The organism is Pseudomonas sp. PHC1 (genome assembly GCF_046487845.1).
In the GTDB taxonomy this organism is placed as follows: Bacteria; Pseudomonadota; Gammaproteobacteria; order Pseudomonadales; family Pseudomonadaceae; genus Aquipseudomonas; species Aquipseudomonas sputi.
This window is the reverse complement of sequence record NZ_JBJXHJ010000004.1, coordinates 288,253-306,636: the sequence shown is the minus strand read 5'-3', so window position 1 is coordinate 306,636 and position 18,384 is coordinate 288,253. Positions and strand designations below refer to the sequence as shown.

19 protein-coding genes and 1 pseudogene are annotated in these 18,384 nt (G+C 61.3%); 14 read left to right on the top strand and 6 right to left on the bottom strand.

Annotated elements, in window-relative coordinates; translation table 11 throughout:
• Positions 1–179: 179 nt before the first annotated feature.
• Positions 180–1,646 carry a purine-cytosine permease family protein gene (locus tag ACKJSM_RS08490; protein WP_410237216.1) on the top strand — a complete coding sequence of 489 codons (1,467 nt, stop codon included), beginning with the start codon at positions 180–182 and terminating at the stop codon, positions 1,644–1,646.
• The gene (locus tag ACKJSM_RS08485) at positions 1,639–2,568 is read left to right on the top strand and encodes a PfkB family carbohydrate kinase (RefSeq protein ID WP_410237215.1); all 930 of its coding nucleotides are present in this window, start codon (positions 1,639–1,641) and stop codon (positions 2,566–2,568) included. Before ACKJSM_RS08490 ends, ACKJSM_RS08485 begins: the two co-directional genes overlap by 8 nt.
• A 41-nt stretch (positions 2,569–2,609) precedes the next feature.
• On the opposite strand, the pseudogene ACKJSM_RS08480 reads toward ACKJSM_RS08485, so the two are convergent.
• From ACKJSM_RS08480 to ACKJSM_RS08465, 4 genes and pseudogenes are all read right to left on the bottom strand, one after another.
• Positions 2,610–2,699, bottom strand: a pseudogene (locus tag ACKJSM_RS08480) (Rho termination factor N-terminal domain-containing protein); the annotation flags it as partial.
• A gap of 41 nt (positions 2,700–2,740) precedes the next feature.
• Complete coding sequence (locus ACKJSM_RS08475) at positions 2,741–2,995, bottom strand: hypothetical protein (protein ID WP_011335416.1); 255 nt, start codon at positions 2,993–2,995, stop codon at positions 2,741–2,743.
• 52 nt (positions 2,996–3,047) lie between these two features.
• A complete protein-coding gene (locus ACKJSM_RS08470) occupies positions 3,048–3,392 on the bottom strand; it encodes a hypothetical protein (RefSeq protein ID WP_064598512.1) in 345 nt (114 codons plus the stop codon).
• Positions 3,393–3,474: 82 nt separating this feature from the next.
• Entirely contained in the window at positions 3,475–4,143 is a 669-nt protein-coding gene (locus tag ACKJSM_RS08465) for an HD domain-containing protein (RefSeq protein WP_410237214.1), read from the bottom strand.
• Between the two features lie 110 nt (positions 4,144–4,253).
• On the opposite strand from ACKJSM_RS08465, the gene ACKJSM_RS08460 reads away from it, so the two are divergent.
• From ACKJSM_RS08460 to ACKJSM_RS08435, 6 genes are all read left to right on the top strand, one after another.
• Positions 4,254–4,736, top strand: coding sequence for a GNAT family N-acetyltransferase (locus ACKJSM_RS08460; RefSeq protein ID WP_236177978.1), 483 nt, complete (start codon positions 4,254–4,256; stop codon positions 4,734–4,736).
• Positions 4,737–4,928: 192 nt separating this feature from the next.
• A complete protein-coding gene (locus tag ACKJSM_RS08455) occupies positions 4,929–5,918 on the top strand; it encodes a 2-dehydro-3-deoxygalactonokinase (RefSeq protein WP_410237213.1) in 990 nt (329 codons plus the stop codon).
• Between the two features lie 19 nt (positions 5,919–5,937).
• On the top strand, positions 5,938–6,558 hold the full coding sequence (locus tag ACKJSM_RS08450; protein WP_410237212.1) for a 2-dehydro-3-deoxy-6-phosphogalactonate aldolase: 621 nt from the start codon (positions 5,938–5,940) through the stop codon (positions 6,556–6,558).
• 48 nt (positions 6,559–6,606) lie between these two features.
• The gene (gene dgoD / locus ACKJSM_RS08445) at positions 6,607–7,755 is read left to right on the top strand and encodes a galactonate dehydratase (RefSeq protein ID WP_007950849.1); all 1,149 of its coding nucleotides are present in this window, start codon (positions 6,607–6,609) and stop codon (positions 7,753–7,755) included.
• A gap of 105 nt (positions 7,756–7,860) precedes the next feature.
• Positions 7,861–9,171 carry an MFS transporter gene (locus tag ACKJSM_RS08440; protein WP_410237211.1) on the top strand — a complete coding sequence of 437 codons (1,311 nt, stop codon included), beginning with the start codon at positions 7,861–7,863 and terminating at the stop codon, positions 9,169–9,171.
• A 60-nt stretch (positions 9,172–9,231) separates the two neighbouring features.
• A complete protein-coding gene (locus tag ACKJSM_RS08435; RefSeq protein WP_007950852.1) occupies positions 9,232–10,035 on the top strand; it encodes an IclR family transcriptional regulator in 804 nt (267 codons plus the stop codon).
• Between the two features lie 11 nt (positions 10,036–10,046).
• On the opposite strand, the gene ACKJSM_RS08430 is transcribed toward ACKJSM_RS08435, so the two are convergent.
• Entirely contained in the window at positions 10,047–11,099 is a 1,053-nt protein-coding gene (locus ACKJSM_RS08430; RefSeq protein WP_410237210.1) for an NAD(P)-dependent alcohol dehydrogenase, read from the bottom strand.
• Positions 11,100–11,290: 191 nt separating this feature from the next.
• On the opposite strand from ACKJSM_RS08430, the gene ACKJSM_RS08425 reads away from it, so the two are divergent.
• On the top strand, positions 11,291–12,181 hold the full coding sequence (locus ACKJSM_RS08425; protein WP_074688074.1) for an AraC family transcriptional regulator: 891 nt from the start codon (positions 11,291–11,293) through the stop codon (positions 12,179–12,181).
• 66 nt (positions 12,182–12,247) lie between these two features.
• Here the strand turns inward: ACKJSM_RS08425 and ACKJSM_RS08420 are convergent, their stop codons facing one another.
• Complete coding sequence (locus tag ACKJSM_RS08420) at positions 12,248–13,912, bottom strand: electron transfer flavoprotein-ubiquinone oxidoreductase (protein WP_007950858.1); 1,665 nt, start codon at positions 13,910–13,912, stop codon at positions 12,248–12,250.
• A 525-nt stretch (positions 13,913–14,437) separates the two neighbouring features.
• Here ACKJSM_RS08420 and ACKJSM_RS08415 point away from each other — a divergent pair.
• The 5 genes from ACKJSM_RS08415 to ACKJSM_RS08395 all read left to right on the top strand — a co-directional run bounded on the left by ACKJSM_RS08415 (position 14,438) and on the right by ACKJSM_RS08395 (position 18,209).
• Complete coding sequence (locus ACKJSM_RS08415; RefSeq protein WP_007950859.1) at positions 14,438–15,187, top strand: electron transfer flavoprotein subunit beta/FixA family protein; 750 nt, start codon at positions 14,438–14,440, stop codon at positions 15,185–15,187.
• Positions 15,188–16,117, top strand: a complete 930-nt coding sequence (locus ACKJSM_RS08410) for an electron transfer flavoprotein subunit alpha/FixB family protein (RefSeq protein WP_410237209.1) — start codon at positions 15,188–15,190, stop codon at positions 16,115–16,117.
• Positions 16,118–16,197: 80 nt separating this feature from the next.
• Positions 16,198–17,034 (top strand): substrate-binding periplasmic protein, encoded by an 837-nt coding sequence (locus tag ACKJSM_RS08405; RefSeq protein ID WP_410237208.1) that lies wholly within the window; start codon positions 16,198–16,200, stop codon positions 17,032–17,034.
• 9 nt (positions 17,035–17,043) lie between these two features.
• Positions 17,044–17,400, top strand: a complete 357-nt coding sequence (locus ACKJSM_RS08400) for a DUF4398 domain-containing protein (protein WP_410237207.1) — start codon at positions 17,044–17,046, stop codon at positions 17,398–17,400.
• Positions 17,397–18,209 carry an OmpA family protein gene (locus ACKJSM_RS08395; protein ID WP_236177986.1) on the top strand — a complete coding sequence of 271 codons (813 nt, stop codon included), beginning with the start codon at positions 17,397–17,399 and terminating at the stop codon, positions 18,207–18,209. The genes ACKJSM_RS08400 and ACKJSM_RS08395 overlap by 4 nt, the downstream gene beginning before the upstream one ends.
• Positions 18,210–18,384 lie beyond the last annotated feature (175 nt).

Here is an 18,384-nt window from a genome sequence, read left to right as displayed (position 1 = left end):
GGTTCACTTTGAACCCCTGGGAGCGAGCTTGCTCCGGGCGGCGATCCGACAAAGGCCGCGCCGCAAATCCTGAATATTCACCCGCAATGGATCGCGCAGACAGGCCCAGGAAGGGCGGGATGTCTTGTCGTTCTGCGTCATTGCCACAACCACAATAAAGGCAAACAGGAGCATTTTTCATGAGTTCATCGAACGCCGGGCAAAGCGCCGGGCAACTGGAAACCCGGGGCATCGAACCGGTGCCGGAAGGCGAGTGCAATGGCCATCCGCTGCAACTGTTCTGGGTCTGGTTCGCGGCCAACATTTCCATCCTCGGCCTGCCGCTGGGCGCCACGCTGGTGGCGTTTCGCGGGCTGGCGATCTGGCAGGCGATCATCGTCGCCATTCTCGGCGCTGCCGGTTCGTTCGCGGTGGTGGGGATCATCTCGATTGCCGGCCGTCGCGGTCGCGCGCCGAGCCTGACGTTGTCCCGGGCGATCTTCGGTGTACGCGGCAATATCGGCCCGACGCTGGTGTCGCTGATGTCACGCCTGGGCTGGGAAACCGTCAACACCACCACCGCCGCGTTCGTGCTGCTGTCGCTGTGCTCGATCCTGTTCGGCTCGCCGGTAGAGGCCAAAAGTGCCCCGGTGTTGACCCTGGTCTTCATCGCGATCTTCGTGCTGCTGACCCTGTCGGTGTCCGGCCTCGGCCACGCCACGTTGCTGGTGATCCAGAAGTGGGCGACCTACGTGTTCGGCGCGTTGAACATTCTGGTGGGCGGCTTTCTCTGCGCCACCATCGACTGGAGCGCGGTATTCAACGCCACGCCGGCGCCGATCAGCGCGATGATTATCGGTATCGGCACCATGGCGGCCGGCACCGGGATAGGTTGGGCCAACGCGGGCGCCGACATGTCGCGCTATCAGCATCGCAGCGTCAAAGCCGTACGCCTGGTGGCTTCGGCGGCGTTCGGCGCGGGGATCCCGCTGGTGCTGTTGATCACCCTCGGCGGTCTGCTGTCGGTGGGCAACAACGATCTGGCGTCGGCAACTGACCCGATCGTGGCGATCCGCGACATGCTGCCGACCTGGATGGCCGTGCCGTACCTGATCACCGCATTCGGCGGCCTGCTGCTGTCGAACAACCTGTCGGTGTACTCCGCCGGTTTGACCACACTGACCCTCGGCCTGAAGGTCAAACGCGTGTACGCGGTGGTGGTCGACATCGTGGCGATCTTCGCCGGTTCGATCTACTTCATGCTGATCGCCGACAGTTTCTACGGCCCGTTCATTACCTTCATTTCGCTGCTGGCGGTGCCGATCACGGCGTGGGTCGGGATCTTCGTCGTCGACCTGATTCACCGTCACTACTACAGCCCCAAAGACCTGCTCGACGTCAGCCCGAGCAGCGCCTACTGGTACAGCGGCGGCATCGAGTGGCGCGCATTCGGCGCGTGGGCGATTGCCATTGTGCTGGGCTTCAGCTTCACCACCATCGGCACCACCGCTGAAAACGTCTGGTTCAAGGGCTTCCTGTCCGACTCCTGGCTGGGCCACAACGGCCTTGGCTGGATCGTGACGTTCGTGGTCGCCGGCGGCATTTACTTCGTACTCGGCGGGGCGAGAGATCGTCGCGCCGCGCAAACCGAGAATGCTCATGCCTAAGATGTTGCACACCGGCCAGGTCATCATCGACCTGGTCATGGCCGTGGACGCGCTACCGCAGATCGGCGGTGACGTGCTGGCGCAGTCCGCCAGTTTCGAAGCCGGCGGCGGCTTCAATGTAATGGCCGCTGCTGCGCGCAACGGCTTGCCGGTGGTTTACCTCGGTCGCCACGGCAACGGCCGTTTCGGTGATCTGGCGCGCCAGGCGATGAACGCCGAAGGCATCCGCATCGGCATAGAACAGCCTGCAGAACGTGACACCGGCATCTGCGTGGCGCTGACCGATGCGTCGGCCGAGCGCAGTTTTATTTCCTGCATTGGCGCCGAAGGCGAGGTCACGGCGGCGGAGCTGAACAGCGTCGCCGCCGAGGCCGGGGACTACGTCTACGTCAGCGGCTACAGCCTGCTGCACAGCGGCAAGGCCCAGGCATTACTGGACTGGACGCTGGCGCTGCCGAAAACGATCAACGTGGTGTTCGACCCGGGCCCGTTGGTGGAATCGCCGGACTCACCGATGATGCAGGCGTTGCTGCCGCGCATCGATGTGTGGACCAGCAACCGCGTCGAGGCGTTGCGTTTCACTGGCGCGGCGGACATCGAAACCGCGTTGGACCGCCTGGCCGTGCACCTGCCGCAGGAGGTGCTGATGGTAGTGCGCGACGGCCCGCAGGGTTGCTGGATTCATCAGCGCGGCGAGCGTCAGCATGTGCCGGGTTTCAAGGTGCAGGCGGTGGACAGCAACGGCGCGGGTGATGCGCATGCCGGCGTGTTCGTGGCTGGATTGGCGCAAGGGCTGTTGGCACATGAGGCCGCCCGGCGGGCGAACGCTGCGGCCGCATTGGCTGTCACCCGCTGGGGGCCGGCAACAGCGCCGGGCCCTTGTGAAGTCGATGCATTGATGCGTGAGACTTGCGATCACTGATCGGTTGCGAAGAGGCCAGAAGACACAGCACAAAGCTTGATTCAACTGGCCTTGCGCAATGCCGCAATCAACTCATCCTTGCGCATCGACGAACGCCCGGGAATCTTCCGCTCCCGGGCCTCCTTGCGCAGGCAGCGCATTCAACCCCTGCTTGCGCCAGCGGCCGGAGGCGTCAGGTATCGAGTTTACGCGCCGCTTCCACGCCCGCAGCGCTGAGCTTGATCGGCAGATTCAGCGAATGCTCCCCCGCTTCATTGCAAGTGATGTGTCCGTGGTGAATCAGTCCACGCTCCTGCAGGGCGGCGAGGGCACTGGCCACGACTTTCTCGCCGCGATAGTTGTCCAGTACCTCTTTGCCGAGGCCGCTCGGGTGGGCATGCAACAGGCGGGTGAGGACTTCTTTTTCCAGGTTTTTATCGACGTTCATGGTTACCTCTTCAGAGAAGTGGATGAGACACGTTGCGTGGATGAAGCGCGGATCACTGTCCTGCGCCTTCGGAGCCCGAACCCCCCGTGGTGGTTTTCGAACCGACGCCGGGACCGGCATTGTCGGGGGCGGCTGGAGAGTCGGGGGTGTTCATGCCGCCTTGGCGCCCGGGGTCGCTGCCCTGGGTGCGAGGATCGGTTCCCGTGGCGGGTGGCTGATTGATCAGCGGTACACCCGAACCGTCGGTATTCATACCGGGGGCACTGTTGATGGCGGGGGCCCTGGGCTGGGTGACCGGATCGGTGGGCCCGGTACCGGCGGCGGTGGTCGAGGCGGCGAATACCGCCGGGCTGAGGAGGGTAGCGAATACGAGCGCAGTCAACCTTGACGAGATCATAGGGTGTCTCCAGTGATTGAAATCCTTACCTCCTTTTGGTCTGCCCTCGTGAAAGATTGGTGCCTGATGAGCGACGAACGGTTCAAACCGGCTGAATGCTTTCGAGGCCGATCTCTTCCTTGAATTGCTCCATAAAACCTTTCAGGCGCTGATGACGGAGCTGTGCCAGACGTTGACCGGCAGCGGTCTGAAAACCGTCGGCAAGGTGCAGCAGCTTGGTCTGGAAATGGTCGAGGCAAAATCGCTTGTCGTCGTAGTCCCTTTCCCGGGCCTCGGGATCGTGCGGGTCATACAGCGCGCTGCCCATCCGTCCGGCTGTATAGAAGGTGCGGGCGACGCCGAGCATACCGAGGGAATCGAGACGGTCGGCGTCCTGCATCAGTCGGGCCTCAAGGGTTAGCGGGGTAATGTTGGCGGAAAAGCTGTGGGCTTCGATGGCGTGGGTGACGGCGTCGATTCTGGCTTCGGGCCAGTTCAGGTTTGCCAGCACCTTTGACGCTTTTTCTGCTGCCAGACGCGATGCCTGTGAGCGCAGTGGCGAGTTCTTTTCCACCGCCACGCAATCGTGCAGCAACACCGCCGCAAGCAGCACCTCAAGGTCGCCACCTTCCTCGGCCTGCAAGGTGCGCGCGGTGTGCCAGACCCGTTGCAGGTGCGACAGATCGTGAGCGCCGTCCTCCGACGGTTCCAGCGCGTGGGGCAGCAGTTCGGCGGCGAGTCGGGCGAGTGGCGCAAAGGCGAGTGGATTCATGGGCATCCTTCTGAGTGATTGGCGCACTAGCCTAATCCGTGGATTGCCATGTGACGAGCGCCGCGTGCCGCCTTAGTATGGCGTTTTCCTTTTTCCGACAAGGCCCGTCCATGACGATCGAAATACGCCCGGCGACCCCCAGCGATGCACCGCAAATCCTCGCGTTCATCACTGAACTTGCAGACTTCGAAAAGGCCCGTCACGAAGTCATCGCCAGCGTCGCCGACATCGAACGCAGCCTGTTCAGCGAAGGCGCCACGGCCCACGGCCTGATCTGCCTGCGCGATGGCGTGCCGATCGGTTTTGCGGTGTTCTTCTTCAGCTATTCGACCTGGCTGGGCAGCAACTGCCTGTACCTCGAAGACCTCTACATCACCCCCGAACAACGGGGCGGCGGCGCCGGCAAAACCCTGCTGCGCCACCTCGCGAAAATCGCCTGCGCCAACGACTGCGGCCGCTTCGAATGGAGCGTGCTGGACTGGAACACCCCGGCTATCGACTTCTACAAATCCCTCGGCGCCCAGCCGCAGGAAGAGTGGGTGCGTTACCGCATGGATGGCAAGGTGTTGCGCGAGTTCGCCGAGGGCAACTGAGCCGACGTAAAAGATCGCAGTCTTCGGCAGCTACTGCAGAGAAAGTCGATACCCCTGCAGGAGCTGTCGAAGGCTGCGATCTTTTTTTGTCTTCGTCCCACAATATGGGAGTGATATTTATATATTGAGATTTATCCGCGCTCAGGTTTATAGTCCAGCTCACTCACTGCCAATAACAAAACAGGTGAAGCGATGCTGGCGCAATTGATCGCGCTCGATTGGGGGACGACCTCATTACGTGCTTACAAACTCGCGGCGGGCGGGCAGGTACTGGCGCAGCGCTCGCTGTCGTTCGGGATCATGCAGTTGCCGAAGACGCCGCGGGTCATCAACGGTCGTGAATGCTCCGACGGTTTTGAACTGGCGTTCGACGAGGCGTGTGGGGACTGGCTCGACGCGCAGCCCGATTTGCCGGTGATTGCCTGTGGCATGGTCGGCAGCGCCCAGGGCTGGCGCGAAGCGTCCTACCGCGATACGCCGGCCAACGTGGCCGATCTCGGAAAATCCCTGCAAACCGTTCGCAGCCTTCGCGGTGTAAATGTGCACATCGTGCCGGGTGTGATTCAGCGTTCGACGCTGCCAAACGTAATGCGGGGCGAGGAAACCCAAGTCCTCGGCGTGCTGCAGAACCTGCCGGTCGAGGCGGGCAATGATCTGCTGATCGGCCTGCCCGGCAGTCATTCGAAATGGGTGGAAGTGGCCGACGGCTGCATCACCCGTTTCGACACCTTCATGACCGGCGAAGTGTTCGCCGTGCTCAGCGAACACAGCATCCTCGGCCGTACCCAACAGCACAGCGCGACGTTCGACGCCGAAGCTTTCGATCGCGGCGTGCAGGTGGCGTTGTCGGCAGAAGGCGAGATCGGCGTGCTGTCGACCCTGTTCAGCGCCCGCAGCCTGGGCCTGACCGGCGAACTCAGCGCCACCGCGCAACCGGACTATCTGTCCGGCCTGCTGATCGGCCACGAGTTGACGGCGTTGGCCAACGTGCAACGGCGCCGGCGCAACAGCGCACAACTTCCTTCGATCATCCTTATCGGCAACGCACAGTTGTGCGCCCGCTACAGCCGGGCCCTCGATGCCTGCGGTTTCGCCCGGGTGACGTTGGCCGAACAGGCCACCGAGCGTGGTCTGTGGCAATTGGCGCTCGCCGCCGGACTGATTGATTCCTCATCCCGTTAACCCTGACTGGAGGCCTGACATGCTCAAGCAAGCACTGGCGCAAAACGGTCTGATCGCAATCCTGCGCGGCCTGCATCCGCAGGAAGCCGCCGCTGTCGGAGAAGTCCTGTATGCGGCCGGATTTCGCGTCATCGAAGTACCGCTCAATTCCCCCGCGCCGTACGAAAGTATTCGCATCCTGCGTAAGACCCTGCCCGCTGATTGCCTGATCGGTGCCGGCACGGTGCTGACCCCGCAACAGGTCGAATCGGTGAAGGAGGCCGGTGGTCAGGTGATCGTCATGCCCCACAGCGATGCCAAGGTGTTGCGGGCGGCAAAGGCAGCCGGGCTGTACCTGTCGCCGGGCGTCGCCACGCCGACCGAAGCCTTTGCGGCGCTGGAGGAGGGGGCGGACATTCTCAAGCTGTTCCCGGCCGAGCAGATGGGCTCGGCAGTGGTGAAAGCCTGGCTGGCGGTGTTGCCGGTCGGGACGATTCTGGCGCCGGTCGGCGGCATCACGCCGGACAACATGCAGGCGTTCATCGATGCCGGCGTCAAAGGCTTCGGCCTAGGTTCCGGGCTGTTCAAACCGGGCATGACGACTGAACAAGTGGCGGCCAATGCCAAGGCCTATGTGGCGGCCTGGAAAGCCCTTCGCTAAGACTTTTCCGGCGCTGCGTGCGCTGCATCTAACAAGAGAGACAAACAGATGAAAATCACCAAACTCACCACCTTCATCGTCCCGCCGCGCTGGTGTTTTCTGAAAGTCGAAACCGACGAGGGTGTGACCGGTTGGGGCGAGCCCGTGGTCGAGGGCCGCGCCCACACGGTTGCTGCAGCGGTTGAGGAATTGTCCGACTACCTGATCGGCAAAGACCCACGCAATATCGAAGACATCTGGACCGTGCTGTATCGCGGTGGCTTTTACCGGGGGGGCGCGATCCACATGAGCGCGCTGGCCGGCATCGATCAGGCGCTGTGGGACATCAAGGGCAAGGCCCTCGGCGTGTCGGTCAGCGATCTGCTCGGCGGCCAGGTGCGGGACAAGATCCGCGTGTATTCGTGGATCGGCGGCGACCGTCCGGCGGACACCGCGCGGGCGGCGAAAGAAGCGGTGGGCCGTGGTTTCACCGCGGTGAAAATGAACGGCACCGAGGAGTTGCAATTTCTCGATACCTTCGAAAAAGTCGATCTGGCGCTGGCCAACGTTGCCGCTGTACGCGATGCGGTGGGGCCGAACGTCGGCATCGGCGTCGACTTTCATGGCCGGGTGCATAAACCCATGGCCAAGGTGCTGATGAAGGAACTCGACCCGTACAAACTGATGTTCATCGAAGAGCCGGTGCTCAGCGAAAACTATGAAGCGCTGAAGGAGCTGGCGCCGCTGACCAGCACGCCGATTGCCCTCGGTGAGCGACTGTTTTCGCGGTGGGACTTTAAACGGGTGTTGAGCGAAGGTTACGTCGACATCATCCAGCCTGATGCGTCCCACGCCGGTGGCATCACCGAGACTCGCAAGATCGCCAACATGGCCGAAGCCTACGACGTGGCGTTGGCACTGCACTGCCCGCTGGGGCCGATTGCGCTGGCGGCGTGTCTGCAGCTGGACGCCGCTTGTTACAACGCGTTTATCCAGGAGCAGAGCCTGGGCATCCATTACAACGAGAGCAATGACCTGCTCGATTATGTGAAGGATCCACGGGTGTTCGACTACGACAAAGGCTTCGTGAAAATCCCCAACGGCCCGGGGCTGGGGATCGAGATCAACGAGGAGTACGTGATCGAACGCGCAGCGGTCGGCCACCGTTGGCGCAACCCGATCTGGCGGCATGCCGATGGCAGTTTTGCCGAGTGGTGATTCCCTTCTGATTCACCCAATGAGATCGTTCCCACGCGGAGCGTGGGAACGATCAGATGCAAGGCCTCAGGCCGACCTCAATAAACATAAAAAGAGGCGCTCCCCATGCAACCGCAAACCCTCACCGGGCAAGCGACGTTAGTCACGCCCAGCCGCAAGCGATTTTTCATCATGGTGTTGCTGTTCATCACCGTGGTCATCAACTACCTCGACCGCAGCAACCTGTCGATTGCCGCTCCGGCACTGACGACGGATCTGGGCATCGATCCGGTGCACGTCGGGCTGATCTTCTCGGCGTTCGGCTGGACCTACGCCGCCATGCAGATCCCCGGCGGCTGGCTGGTAGACCGCGTGCCGCCGCGTATCCTTTATAGCGTCGCGCTGCTGCTGTGGTCGCTGGCTACGGTGATGCTCGGTTTTGCCGCCAGTTTCATCGCGCTGTTCGTCCTGCGCATGGCGGTCGGGGCGCTGGAAGCACCGGCGTATCCGATCAACAGCCGTGTGGTGACGACCTGGTTCCCCGAGCGTGAGCGGGCCACGGCCATTGGTTTCTACACCTCCGGACAGTTTGTCGGGCTGGCGTTTCTGACCCCGGTGCTGGCGTGGCTGCAACATGAATTTGGCTGGCACATGGTGTTTGTCGCGACCGGCGCGGTGGGCATCATCTGGGCGGCGATCTGGTACGCGGTGTATCGCGAGCCGCGTGATTTCAAAGGCGCCAACCAAGGCGAAATCGACCTGATCCGCGAGGGCGGCGGGCTGGTGGACATTGCGGCCGACACCGCCAAAGTGAAAGCGAAATTCAGTTGGACCGATCTCGGCATCGTCCTGAGCAAACGCAAGTTGTGGGGGATCTACCTCGGCCAGTTCTGCCTGAACTCGACGCTGTGGTTTTTCCTGACGTGGTTTCCGACCTATCTGGTGAAATATCGCGGCATGGACTTCATCAAGTCCGGCCTGCTGGCGTCGCTGCCGTTTCTTGCCGCGTTCATCGGCGTGCTGTGCTCCGGGTTCTTTTCCGACTTCCTGATTCGCCGTGGTTGCACCGTCGGCTTCGCGCGCAAGTTGCCGATCATTGGCGGGCTGTTGATTTCCACTTCGATCATCGGGGCCAACTTCGTTGAATCGACACCGCTGGTGATTGCCTTCCTGGCGCTGGCGTTTTTCGGCAACGGGCTGGCGTCGATCACCTGGTCGCTGGTCTCGACATTGGCGCCGGCGCGGTTGCTGGGCTTGACCGGTGGGGTGTTCAACTTCATTGGCAATCTGTCGGCGATTGCCACGCCGATTGTCATCGGCTTCCTGGCCAGCGGTGACTCGTTCGCGCCGGCGATCACCTACATCGCGGTTCTGGCATTGATCGGTGCTTTGTCCTACGTGCTGCTGGTGGGCAAGGTCGAGCGCATCGAGTTGTAGTCGTCCCGGTCGGGCGACCATAATGCCGCCCGTTCCCTCGCTCAACGCTAAAGGCTGGATATGCAGGAAGACGCCCCAAAAACCGCCAAGGACGCCGCGCCGACCGGCACCCAGACCCTGCTTCGCGGGTTGGGTGTGGTGCAGGCCGTCGCCAGCGGTGCCCGCGATCTCAAAGAGATTGCCCGCCTGATCGGCACCACGCGCAGCACCACCCATCGGCTGGCCAGTTGTCTGGTGGACGAGCGCTACCTGCGCGTCGTGCCGCAAGTCGGTTATCTGCTGGGGCCGAAGCTGATCGAACTGGGTTTTCAGGCGCGTGAAGAATTGCCGTTGGTGACCCTGGCCGGGCCGTATCTGGACGAGTTGTCGGCGCTGACCGGTGACACCGTTCACCTGGGCATTCGTGAAGGTGACGAAGTGCTGTACCTGTTGAAGAATCCGGGGCGCAACGGCCCGGAAATGCGCTCGCGGGTCGGCCATCGCATGCCGCTGGCGCGGACCGGGATCGGCAAGGCCTTGATGCTCGATGACGCGCCGCAGGATTGGCAGCGTCTGTACGACATCAGTCTGCCGGCGGGTGGGAAAAGTCAGTTCTGGCCGCAGCACCCCCAACAGTCGTGGGAGCAGTTGGAGCAACGGATGACCGAGTACGTGGCCGGTGGCTACGCGTTCGATCTGGAAGACAACGAGCCGTCGATCCGCTGCGTGGCGGCGCCGATCCGCGACGCGAGCAAGCGCATCGTCGCGGCCATCAGCATTGCCAGCACCGTGCCGTACATGCCGCTGGAAAAAATGGCCGAGCTGATTCCCCTGATCAAAGGGGTCACCGCCCGGCTCTCGGCAGAACTTGGCTTGAAGGTGTAAGCCCTGAAGATTTAAAGCTTCAACGTCGCCATGTCGATCACGAAGCGGTACTTCACATCGCCGGCGATCATGCGGGCGTAGGCTTCGTTGATCTGGCGGATGTCGAGCATTTCGATGTCGCAGCTGATGTTGTGCTCGGCGCAGAAATCCAGCACTTCCTGGGTTTCGGCGACGCCACCGATCAGCGAGCCGGCCAAGACACGACGACCCAGCACCAGTTTCGCGGCGTGGACCGGCGGATCGATCGGTTCGATCAGGCCCACCAGAATGTGCACGCCGTCGAAGCGCAGGGTGTCGAGGTACGGGTTGAGGTCGTGCTGCACCGGAATGGTGTCCAGCAGGAAGTCGAAGCGACCGGCCGCCGCTTTCATCTGTTCTTCGTCGGTGGAGACGATCACATGGTCGGCGCCCTGACGACGACCTTCCTCGGCCTTGCTCGCCGAACGGGTGAACAACGTCACCTCAGCGCCCATGGCCTTGGCGAACTTGATGCCCATGTGACCGAGGCCGCCCATGCCGAGAATCCCGACCTTGTCGCCGGCCTTCACGCCGTAGTGCTTGAGCGGTGAGTAGGTGGTGATGCCGGCGCAGAGAATCGGCGCGGCGGCGGCCAGATCCAGCTTCTCGGGAATGCGCACCACGAAGTGTTCGCTGACCACGATGCTGTCCGAATAACCGCCCATGGTGTTGCTGCCATCGACCCGGTCCGGGGTGGCATAGGTCATGGTCGGGCCTTCGAGGCAGTATTGCTCGAGGTTCGCCTGGCAGGCTTCGCAGGTGCGGCAGGAGTCGACCATGCAACCGACGCCGACCAGATCGCCTACCTTGTGTTGGGTGACGTTCGCACCGACGGCAGTGACTTTTCCGACGATCTCGTGGCCGGGCATCAACGGGTAAACGGCGATGCCCCATTCGTTGCGCGCCTGGTGGATGTCGGAGTGGCAGACGCCGCAGTACAGAATCTTGATGGCAACGTCGTCGGCCCGAGGGCTGCGGCGTTCGAACTTCATCGGGGCGAGGGGCGTGGTGGCCGTTTGAGCGGCATAGCCGATGGCGGTGTACATATGAAACCTCGCAAAAGCAGTGACAAGTGAGGCGGCGCATTCTGGGCGCCGTCCGGTCGTCCGGCCATGGCGATTCCTCCGGGTGTCATGCCTAATCCTCCGGCATGCGGGGTTGATCGGTCGCATTGGCAAAAGGATCTGCGATGATGCTTTCATCCCGTTTTCCGTGATTTTTTCTGAAGAGCCGCCCGATGCAATTGACCCGTCATCTTGATGCCAACGCCACCCTGGTTTCGCTGATCGAACCGCTGGCGCTGCGCGATGGTTACAGCCAGACCGGGCTGCCGGGCGTGCAGGTGTTGCGCGCCAGTTGCGACGTCGCCCGTGGCCCGCACATTTATGAGCCGAGCCTGATGATCATCGCCCAGGGCAGCAAACTGGCGTATCTGGGGCCGCGCACCATGGAGTACGGCGCCGGGCATTACCTGATCCAGGCGTTGCCGGTGCCGTTCGAGTGCGAAACCTACGCGTTGCCGGATGCGCCGTTGCTCGGCGTGTCGGTGGCGATCGACCGGGTATTGCTCGGTGAACTGGTGCTGGCCATGGGGCTGGCGCCGGGGCGGCATATTCCGGCGCAGACCCCGGAGTCGATGACCTCGGTGGTGCTCGACGATGACATGCGCGGTTGCGTCGAGCGCTTGCTGCGCTGTCTGCACGATCCGCTGGAATGCCAGATTCTCGGACCGGCGCGGGTGCGTGAATTGTTGTTCGTCGCGTTGCGCGGCCCTCAGGCTGATGTGTTGCGGGCGTTGGTCGAGCAGCAGGGGCAGTTCGCCCGGGTCGCGGCGTCGATCAGTCATCTGCATGCGCATTACACCGAGCCGTTGAATGTCGAGACCTTGGCTGGCTGCGCGAACATGAGTGTTTCGACCTTTCACGAACACTTCAAACGCAGCACGTTACTGTCGCCGGTGCAGTACTTGAAGCGTTTACGTTTGTTGAAGGCGCAGACGTTGTTGATCGCTGAAGGGCTGGGTGTGGCGCAGGTGGCGCATCGGGTGGGGTATCAGAGCACGTCGCAGTTCAGTCGCGAGTACAAGCGCTATTTCGAACGCAGCCCGGGAGATGAGCGCGCGGCCTGATCCTGCACAAATTGCAGGCAACAAAAAGGCCCCCGTTTCGGGAGCCTTGATGTTCAGCGGATCGACTTACATGTTCGGATAGGTCGGGCCACCGGCGCCTTCCGGCGTCACCCAGGTGATGTTCTGCGAAGGGTCCTTGATGTCGCAGGTCTTGCAGTGCACGCAGTTCTGGGCGTTGATCTGGAAGCGCTTCTCGCCGTCTTCCTTGGTGATCACTTCATACACGCCGGCCGGGCAGTAACGCTGCGCCGGTTCGTCGTACAGCGGCAGGTTCTTGCTCAGCGGGATGGTCGGGTCGGTCAGTTTCAGGTGGCACGGCTGTTCTTCTTCGTGGTTGGTACCGGAGATGAACACCGAGCTCAGCTTGTCGAAGCTGATCTTGCCGTCGGGTTTCGGGTAGTCGATCTTCTTGCAGTCGGCCGCGAGCTTGAGGCAGGCGTAGTCCGGCTTGGTGTCGTGCAGGGTGAACGGCAGTTTACCGCCGAAGATGTTCTGGTCCAGCCAGTTGAAACCGCCGCCGACAATGGCGCCGAACTTGTGGATCGCCGGGCCGAAGTTGCGGCTGGCGAACAGTTCTTCGTAGAGCCAGCTCTTCTTGAAGGCGTCGACGTAGGTGGTCAGCTCTTCAGTGCCATCCTTTTCAGCGAACAGCGCATCGGCCACGGATTCAGCGGCGAGCATGCCGGACTTCATCGCAGTGTGGCTGCCCTTGATCTTGGCGAAGTTCAGAGTGCCGAGATCGCAACCGATCAGCGCGCCGCCCTTGAAGACCATTTTCGGCAGCGAGTTCAGGCCACCCTTGCAGATCGCACGCGCGCCGTAGCTGATGCGCTTGCCGCCTTCCAGATATTGCTTGAGCACCGGGTGATGCTTGAGGCGCTGGAATTCGTCGAACGGCGACAGGTAGGTGTTGCTATAGGAAAGATCGACGATCAGACCGACCACCACCTGGTTGTTTTCCAGGTGATAAAGGAAGGAGCCACCGGTGTTCTCGGTGCCCATGATGTCCATTGGCCAACCGGCGGTGTGCACCACCAGGCCTGGCTGGTGTTTGGCCGGGTCGATTTCCCAGATTTCCTTCAAACCGATGCCGTAGTGCTGGGCGTCGGCATCGCTGTCGAGGTTGTAGCGCTTGATCAGTTGTTTGCCGATGTGGCCACGGCAGCCTTCGGCGAACAGCGTGTATTTGCCACGCAGTTCCATGCCCGGAGTGTACAGGCCTTCTTTCGGGTGACCTTCGCGGTCGACACCGAGGTCACCGGTGATGATTCCGCGCACTACACCGTTTTCATCGATCAGCGCTTCCTGAGCGGCGAAGCCCGGGTAGATTTCCACGCCCAGGTTTTCGGCCTGCTGAGCGAGCCAGCGGCACAGATTGCCGAGGGAAATAATGTAGTTGCCTTCGTTGTGCATGGTCTTGGGCACAAAGAAGTCAGGGATTTTCTGCGCGCTTTCGGCGTTTTTCAGCACGAAGATGTCATCGCGGGTGACGGGCGTGTTCAGCGGGGCGCCGAGTTCTTTCCAGTCCGGGAACAGTTCGTTCAGGGCCCGTGGTTCGAATACGGCACCGGACAGGATGTGTGCGCCGACTTCGGAGCCTTTTTCGACCACGCAGACGCTGATTTCCTTACCGGCTTCGGCGGCCTTCTGCTTCAGACGGCAGGCGGCGGACAGGCCAGCGGGGCCGGCACCGACGATGACCACGTCGAATTCCATGTATTCGCGTTCCACAGGCTATCTCCTACTCAAGGCTCAACAGTTTTTTTTCTAATTTGGAGGTTCGGTGTCGCATCCGTTATTGCCTTTACGTTAACGTCAAGGGTAATAATGGGCAAACCACCTTTCTCTCTAGGCGGCGCATTATATCTACACCACTCTTAGCGTCCAATACAAACGTTTGTTTGAATCGGCTCCAGCCCAGAGAAATCAAAGAAGCGCGGCTTATGACGGGGCATTTTGGCGTATTGACCAGAATGGGCGTTCCGGTCAAGATACGGGCGGTTTTGCGCTCGCCGTAGGCTGAATGGTGGTTTCAAGAGCACCTCTAAAGACAGGGCGCAGGCGGTAAACGGTGATGCGCAGCGCAGGTTCGGCGCGCAGTTTACACACCGCGAGGCGACATGACTCGTCGGTCACGACTGACGAACGGTCATCCCGCTCAGCCGGCGTTTTTAGAGGTGCCCTTGTGCCCGATGAGCATCAACCGCCAGGTTCGCCTAGGCGACTTTCTTTTCACCGGAGAGTAACGAGGAATCCATGAAGGTTCTTGTAGCTGTCAAACGCGTTGTGGATTACAACGTCAAGGTCCGCGTCAAGGCGGACAATTCCGGCGTAGACCTCGCCAACGTCAAGATGTCGATGAACCCGTTCTGCGAAATCGCAGTGGAAGAAGCCGTACGCCTGAAAGAAAAAGGCGTTGCGACTGAAATCGTCGTCGTCTCCATCGGCCCGTCCACCGCTCAGGAACAGCTGCGTACCGCACTGGCTCTGGGTGCCGACCGCGCCATCCTCGTCGAATCCGCTGAAGACCTGACCTCTCTGGCTGTGGCCAAGCTGCTCAAGGCCGTGGTCGACAAGGAACAGCCTCAGCTGGTGATCCTGGGCAAACAGGCCATCGACAGCGACAACAACCAGACCGGCCAGATGCTTGCTGCACTGAGCGGCTACGGTCAGGGCACTTTCGCTTCGAAAGTCGAAGTCTCCGGCGACAGCGTTGCCGTGACCCGCGAAATCGATGGCGGCGCGCAGACCGTTTCCCTGAAACTGCCAGCGATCGTCACCACCGACCTGCGTTTGAACGAGCCGCGCTACGCGTCCCTGCCAAACATCATGAAAGCCAAGAAGAAGCCTCTCGAGACGCTGACTCCGGACGCTTTGGGCGTTTCCACCGCCTCCACCAACAAGACCCTGAAAGTCGAAGCGCCGGCTGCACGCAGTGCGGGCATCAAGGTCAAGTCGGTGGCTGAACTGGTCGAGAAACTGAAAAACGAAGCGAAGGTAATCTAAATGACTATCTTGGTTATTGCTGAACACGACAACAAAGTGCTGGCCCCGGCCACTCTGAACACCGTGGCTGCCGCTGCCAAAATCGGCGGTGACATCCACGTTCTGGTTGCCGGTCAAGGCGCTGGCGCCGTGGCTGAAGCCGCTGCAAAAATCGCTGGCGTGAGCAAAGTCCTGAACGCTGACAACGCTGCCTACACGCATCAGCTCCCGGAAAACATCGCTCCGCTGGTCGCCGAGCTGGGCGCTGGCTACAGCCACATCCTGGCTGCCGCCACTTCCAACGGTAAAAACATCCTGCCGCGCGTTGCCGCCCAGCTGGACGTTGACCAGATCTCCGAGATCATCTCGGTAGAAAGTGCTGACACCTTCAAGCGTCCGATCTACGCCGGTAACGCCATCGCTACCGTGCAATCGACCGCTGCGATCAAAGTGATCACCGTGCGTGCCACCGGTTTCGACCCGGTTGCCGCCGAAGGTGGTTCGGCTGCTGTTGAAGCGGTTGCTGCTGCTCACAATGCTGGCACTTCCAGCTTCGTCAGTGAAGAACTGGCCAAGTCCGATCGTCCTGAGCTGACCGCTGCCAAGATCGTCGTTTCCGGCGGCCGCGGCATGCAGAACGGTGACAACTTCAAACACCTGTACGCCCTGGCCGACAAGCTGGGCGCCGCTGTAGGTGCTTCCCGCGCCGCGGTCGACGCAGGTTTCGTACCGAACGACATGCAGGTCGGTCAGACCGGCAAGATCGTTGCGCCACAGCTGTACATCGCCGTCGGTATTTCCGGCGCGATCCAGCACCTGGCCGGCATGAAAGACTCCAAAGTGATCGTAGCGATCAACAAGGACGAAGAAGCGCCGATCTTCCAGGTGGCCGATTACGGCCTGGTGGCGGATCTGTTCGAAGCCGTACCTGAGCTGGAGAAGCTGGTCTAATCCGGCCGCTTCACTTATAAAGAGCCCGACCTTTTGGTCGGGCTTTTTTTTGTCCGGGATTTGAGTGGGAGCGTTTCGCCATGGATCTGTATCGTCGGTTGGGCTGCTCGTGGTTGCTGGTCCTGGCATTGTTGCCGGGCCTGTCGGTCGCGGCGGGCAAGTGCGAGCGGCTTGTTGTCACCGGCAGCCCGGATGCTCCGCCGTACCTCTGGCAGGATCCGCAGAACCCCAAGCAACTGATCGGTGCCAGTGCCGACCTGTTGCAACAGGTGGCCAAAGAGCTGGGGATCAAAGTCGATCTGTTGTATGCCGGCAAGCGTTCCCAGGCCCTCGACGAGGTGCGCAGCGGGCGCATGGACATACTGGCCGACGCGCCGCTGACCTTCAATGAACTGGAAAACCTCGACTACATTCACCCGCCGTTGCTGGAAAACGACTACCTGGTGTGGACGCGCAAGGGCTCAACCCTGGTTTACAGCGAAGCTAAAGACCTGCACGGGCACACCGGCGGCCTGTCGGAAAAGTCTCGAATGACCCCGGCATTTGCCACTTTCGCCGATCAGCAATTGGCCCTGATCCGTACGGCAAACCTGACCCAGGCGTTTCAGAAGCTTCTGCTGGGCGAGGTGGAATATGTACTTGCCGGTCGCTATTCGGGCATGGCGGCCGCTCAGGCATTGGGCATGGCCAATGATCTGCAGGCCTTCGAACAACCCATCGATCGGCCCGGTCTGTTCCTCGCGGTTTCGCACAACTCGGCCTGCAACGATCCGTGGTTGCGCGGACAGCTGGCCAAAAAGATGACAGAATTGCCCGCGTCCGGCCTGACGGAAGCCGCGCTGCAACGCAACATCGAGCGCTGGAAGGCGCAGCAGCAACAGCCACCGCAACCACCTGTCAGCGCCCCAAAACAGTAGGGATTCTTAGTGAGTATTCGACTTCTTTTCGCGGCCATGGCCGTCCTGGCCCTGGCCGGTTGCGCCAGCGATCCGGCCCCCAACGAACAAATGCGTCTGACCGAGCAGGCCCTTGAGCAAGCCAAAGCCGTGGGTGCCACCGCCGAAGACGTGCCGGAAATGAAACTGGCAGAAGACAAGTTCAACCGGGCCAAAAGCAGCATGGCGGGTGAGTCTTACAAAAATGCGCGGATGCGCTTCGAACAGGCCGAACTCGACGCACGCCTGGCGGAAGCCAAAGTGCTGACCCAGAAGAGCGAAGAGCAAGTGAATGTGCTCAACACCCGCATCGTCCGACTGCGCAAGCAACTGGGAGATGCCCAATGAGCCTGACGTCCAAAGCCCTCGGCGCTCTGATCCTTGCCGGTTGCGCCAGCCTCTACGGCTGCGCCGGTCAGCACAGCGAATCCGCATTGCAGCAGGCCAGCAGTGACTTCCAGAAGGTCAAGGAAGATTCCAATGTGCTGCGTATCGCGCCGAAGGACGTGATCCGCGCCGGTGAGTCCCTGGCCCGCGCCGATCGCCTGTCGACGTACTGGGGCAGCGGCTCGGATGTAGTGCATTATGCCTACCTGAGTCAGCGCTACAGCGAAATCGCCCGCGAGCACACCAATCAGGTGCTCAACCAAGAACGTGTGGCGAAGCTGGAACTTGAGCGCCAGCGCCTGCAACTGGCCCTGCGCGAGTCCAAACTGCTGAGCGTGCAGCAGCAGGGCAAATGGCTGGAGGAGCAGATCGTCGCACTGGCCACCACCCAGACCGACCGTGGCCTGGTGATGACCCTGGGTGATGTGTTGTTCGACACCGGCGAAGCCGAACTGAAAAACTCGGCCAACCGCGTGGTGTTGAAGATTGTGCAATTCCTGCAACTGAACCCGAAACGTATCGTGCGGATCGAGGGTTACACCGACAGCACCGGCGGCAAGCAGGAAAACCTCAAGCTGTCCCGCGACCGCGCGCAGTCGGTGGCCGATGTGTTGACGGACCTGGGCATCGACGAAAAGCGCATTCAGGTCGAAGGCTACGGCGACGAATACCCGGTGGACGCCAACGCTTCCGAGCGTGGTCGTGCGCAGAACCGTCGGGTGGAAATCGTGTTCTCCGACGAAAAAGGCCAGCTCGGCGCCGCCCGCTGAGGGGGCGTTACTGGAAAGCCCGGGCTGTCAGGCAGCACCGGGCTTTTTTTCGTCTGTCGATTCCCTCACAAAGCGGTACAGATTTAACCGACACAGCACTGTATGGTTGACTAATATGGCAACTGTCCCAGTACACTTCCAAACTGTTCCGGTATTGTTTCACACAAGAATAAAA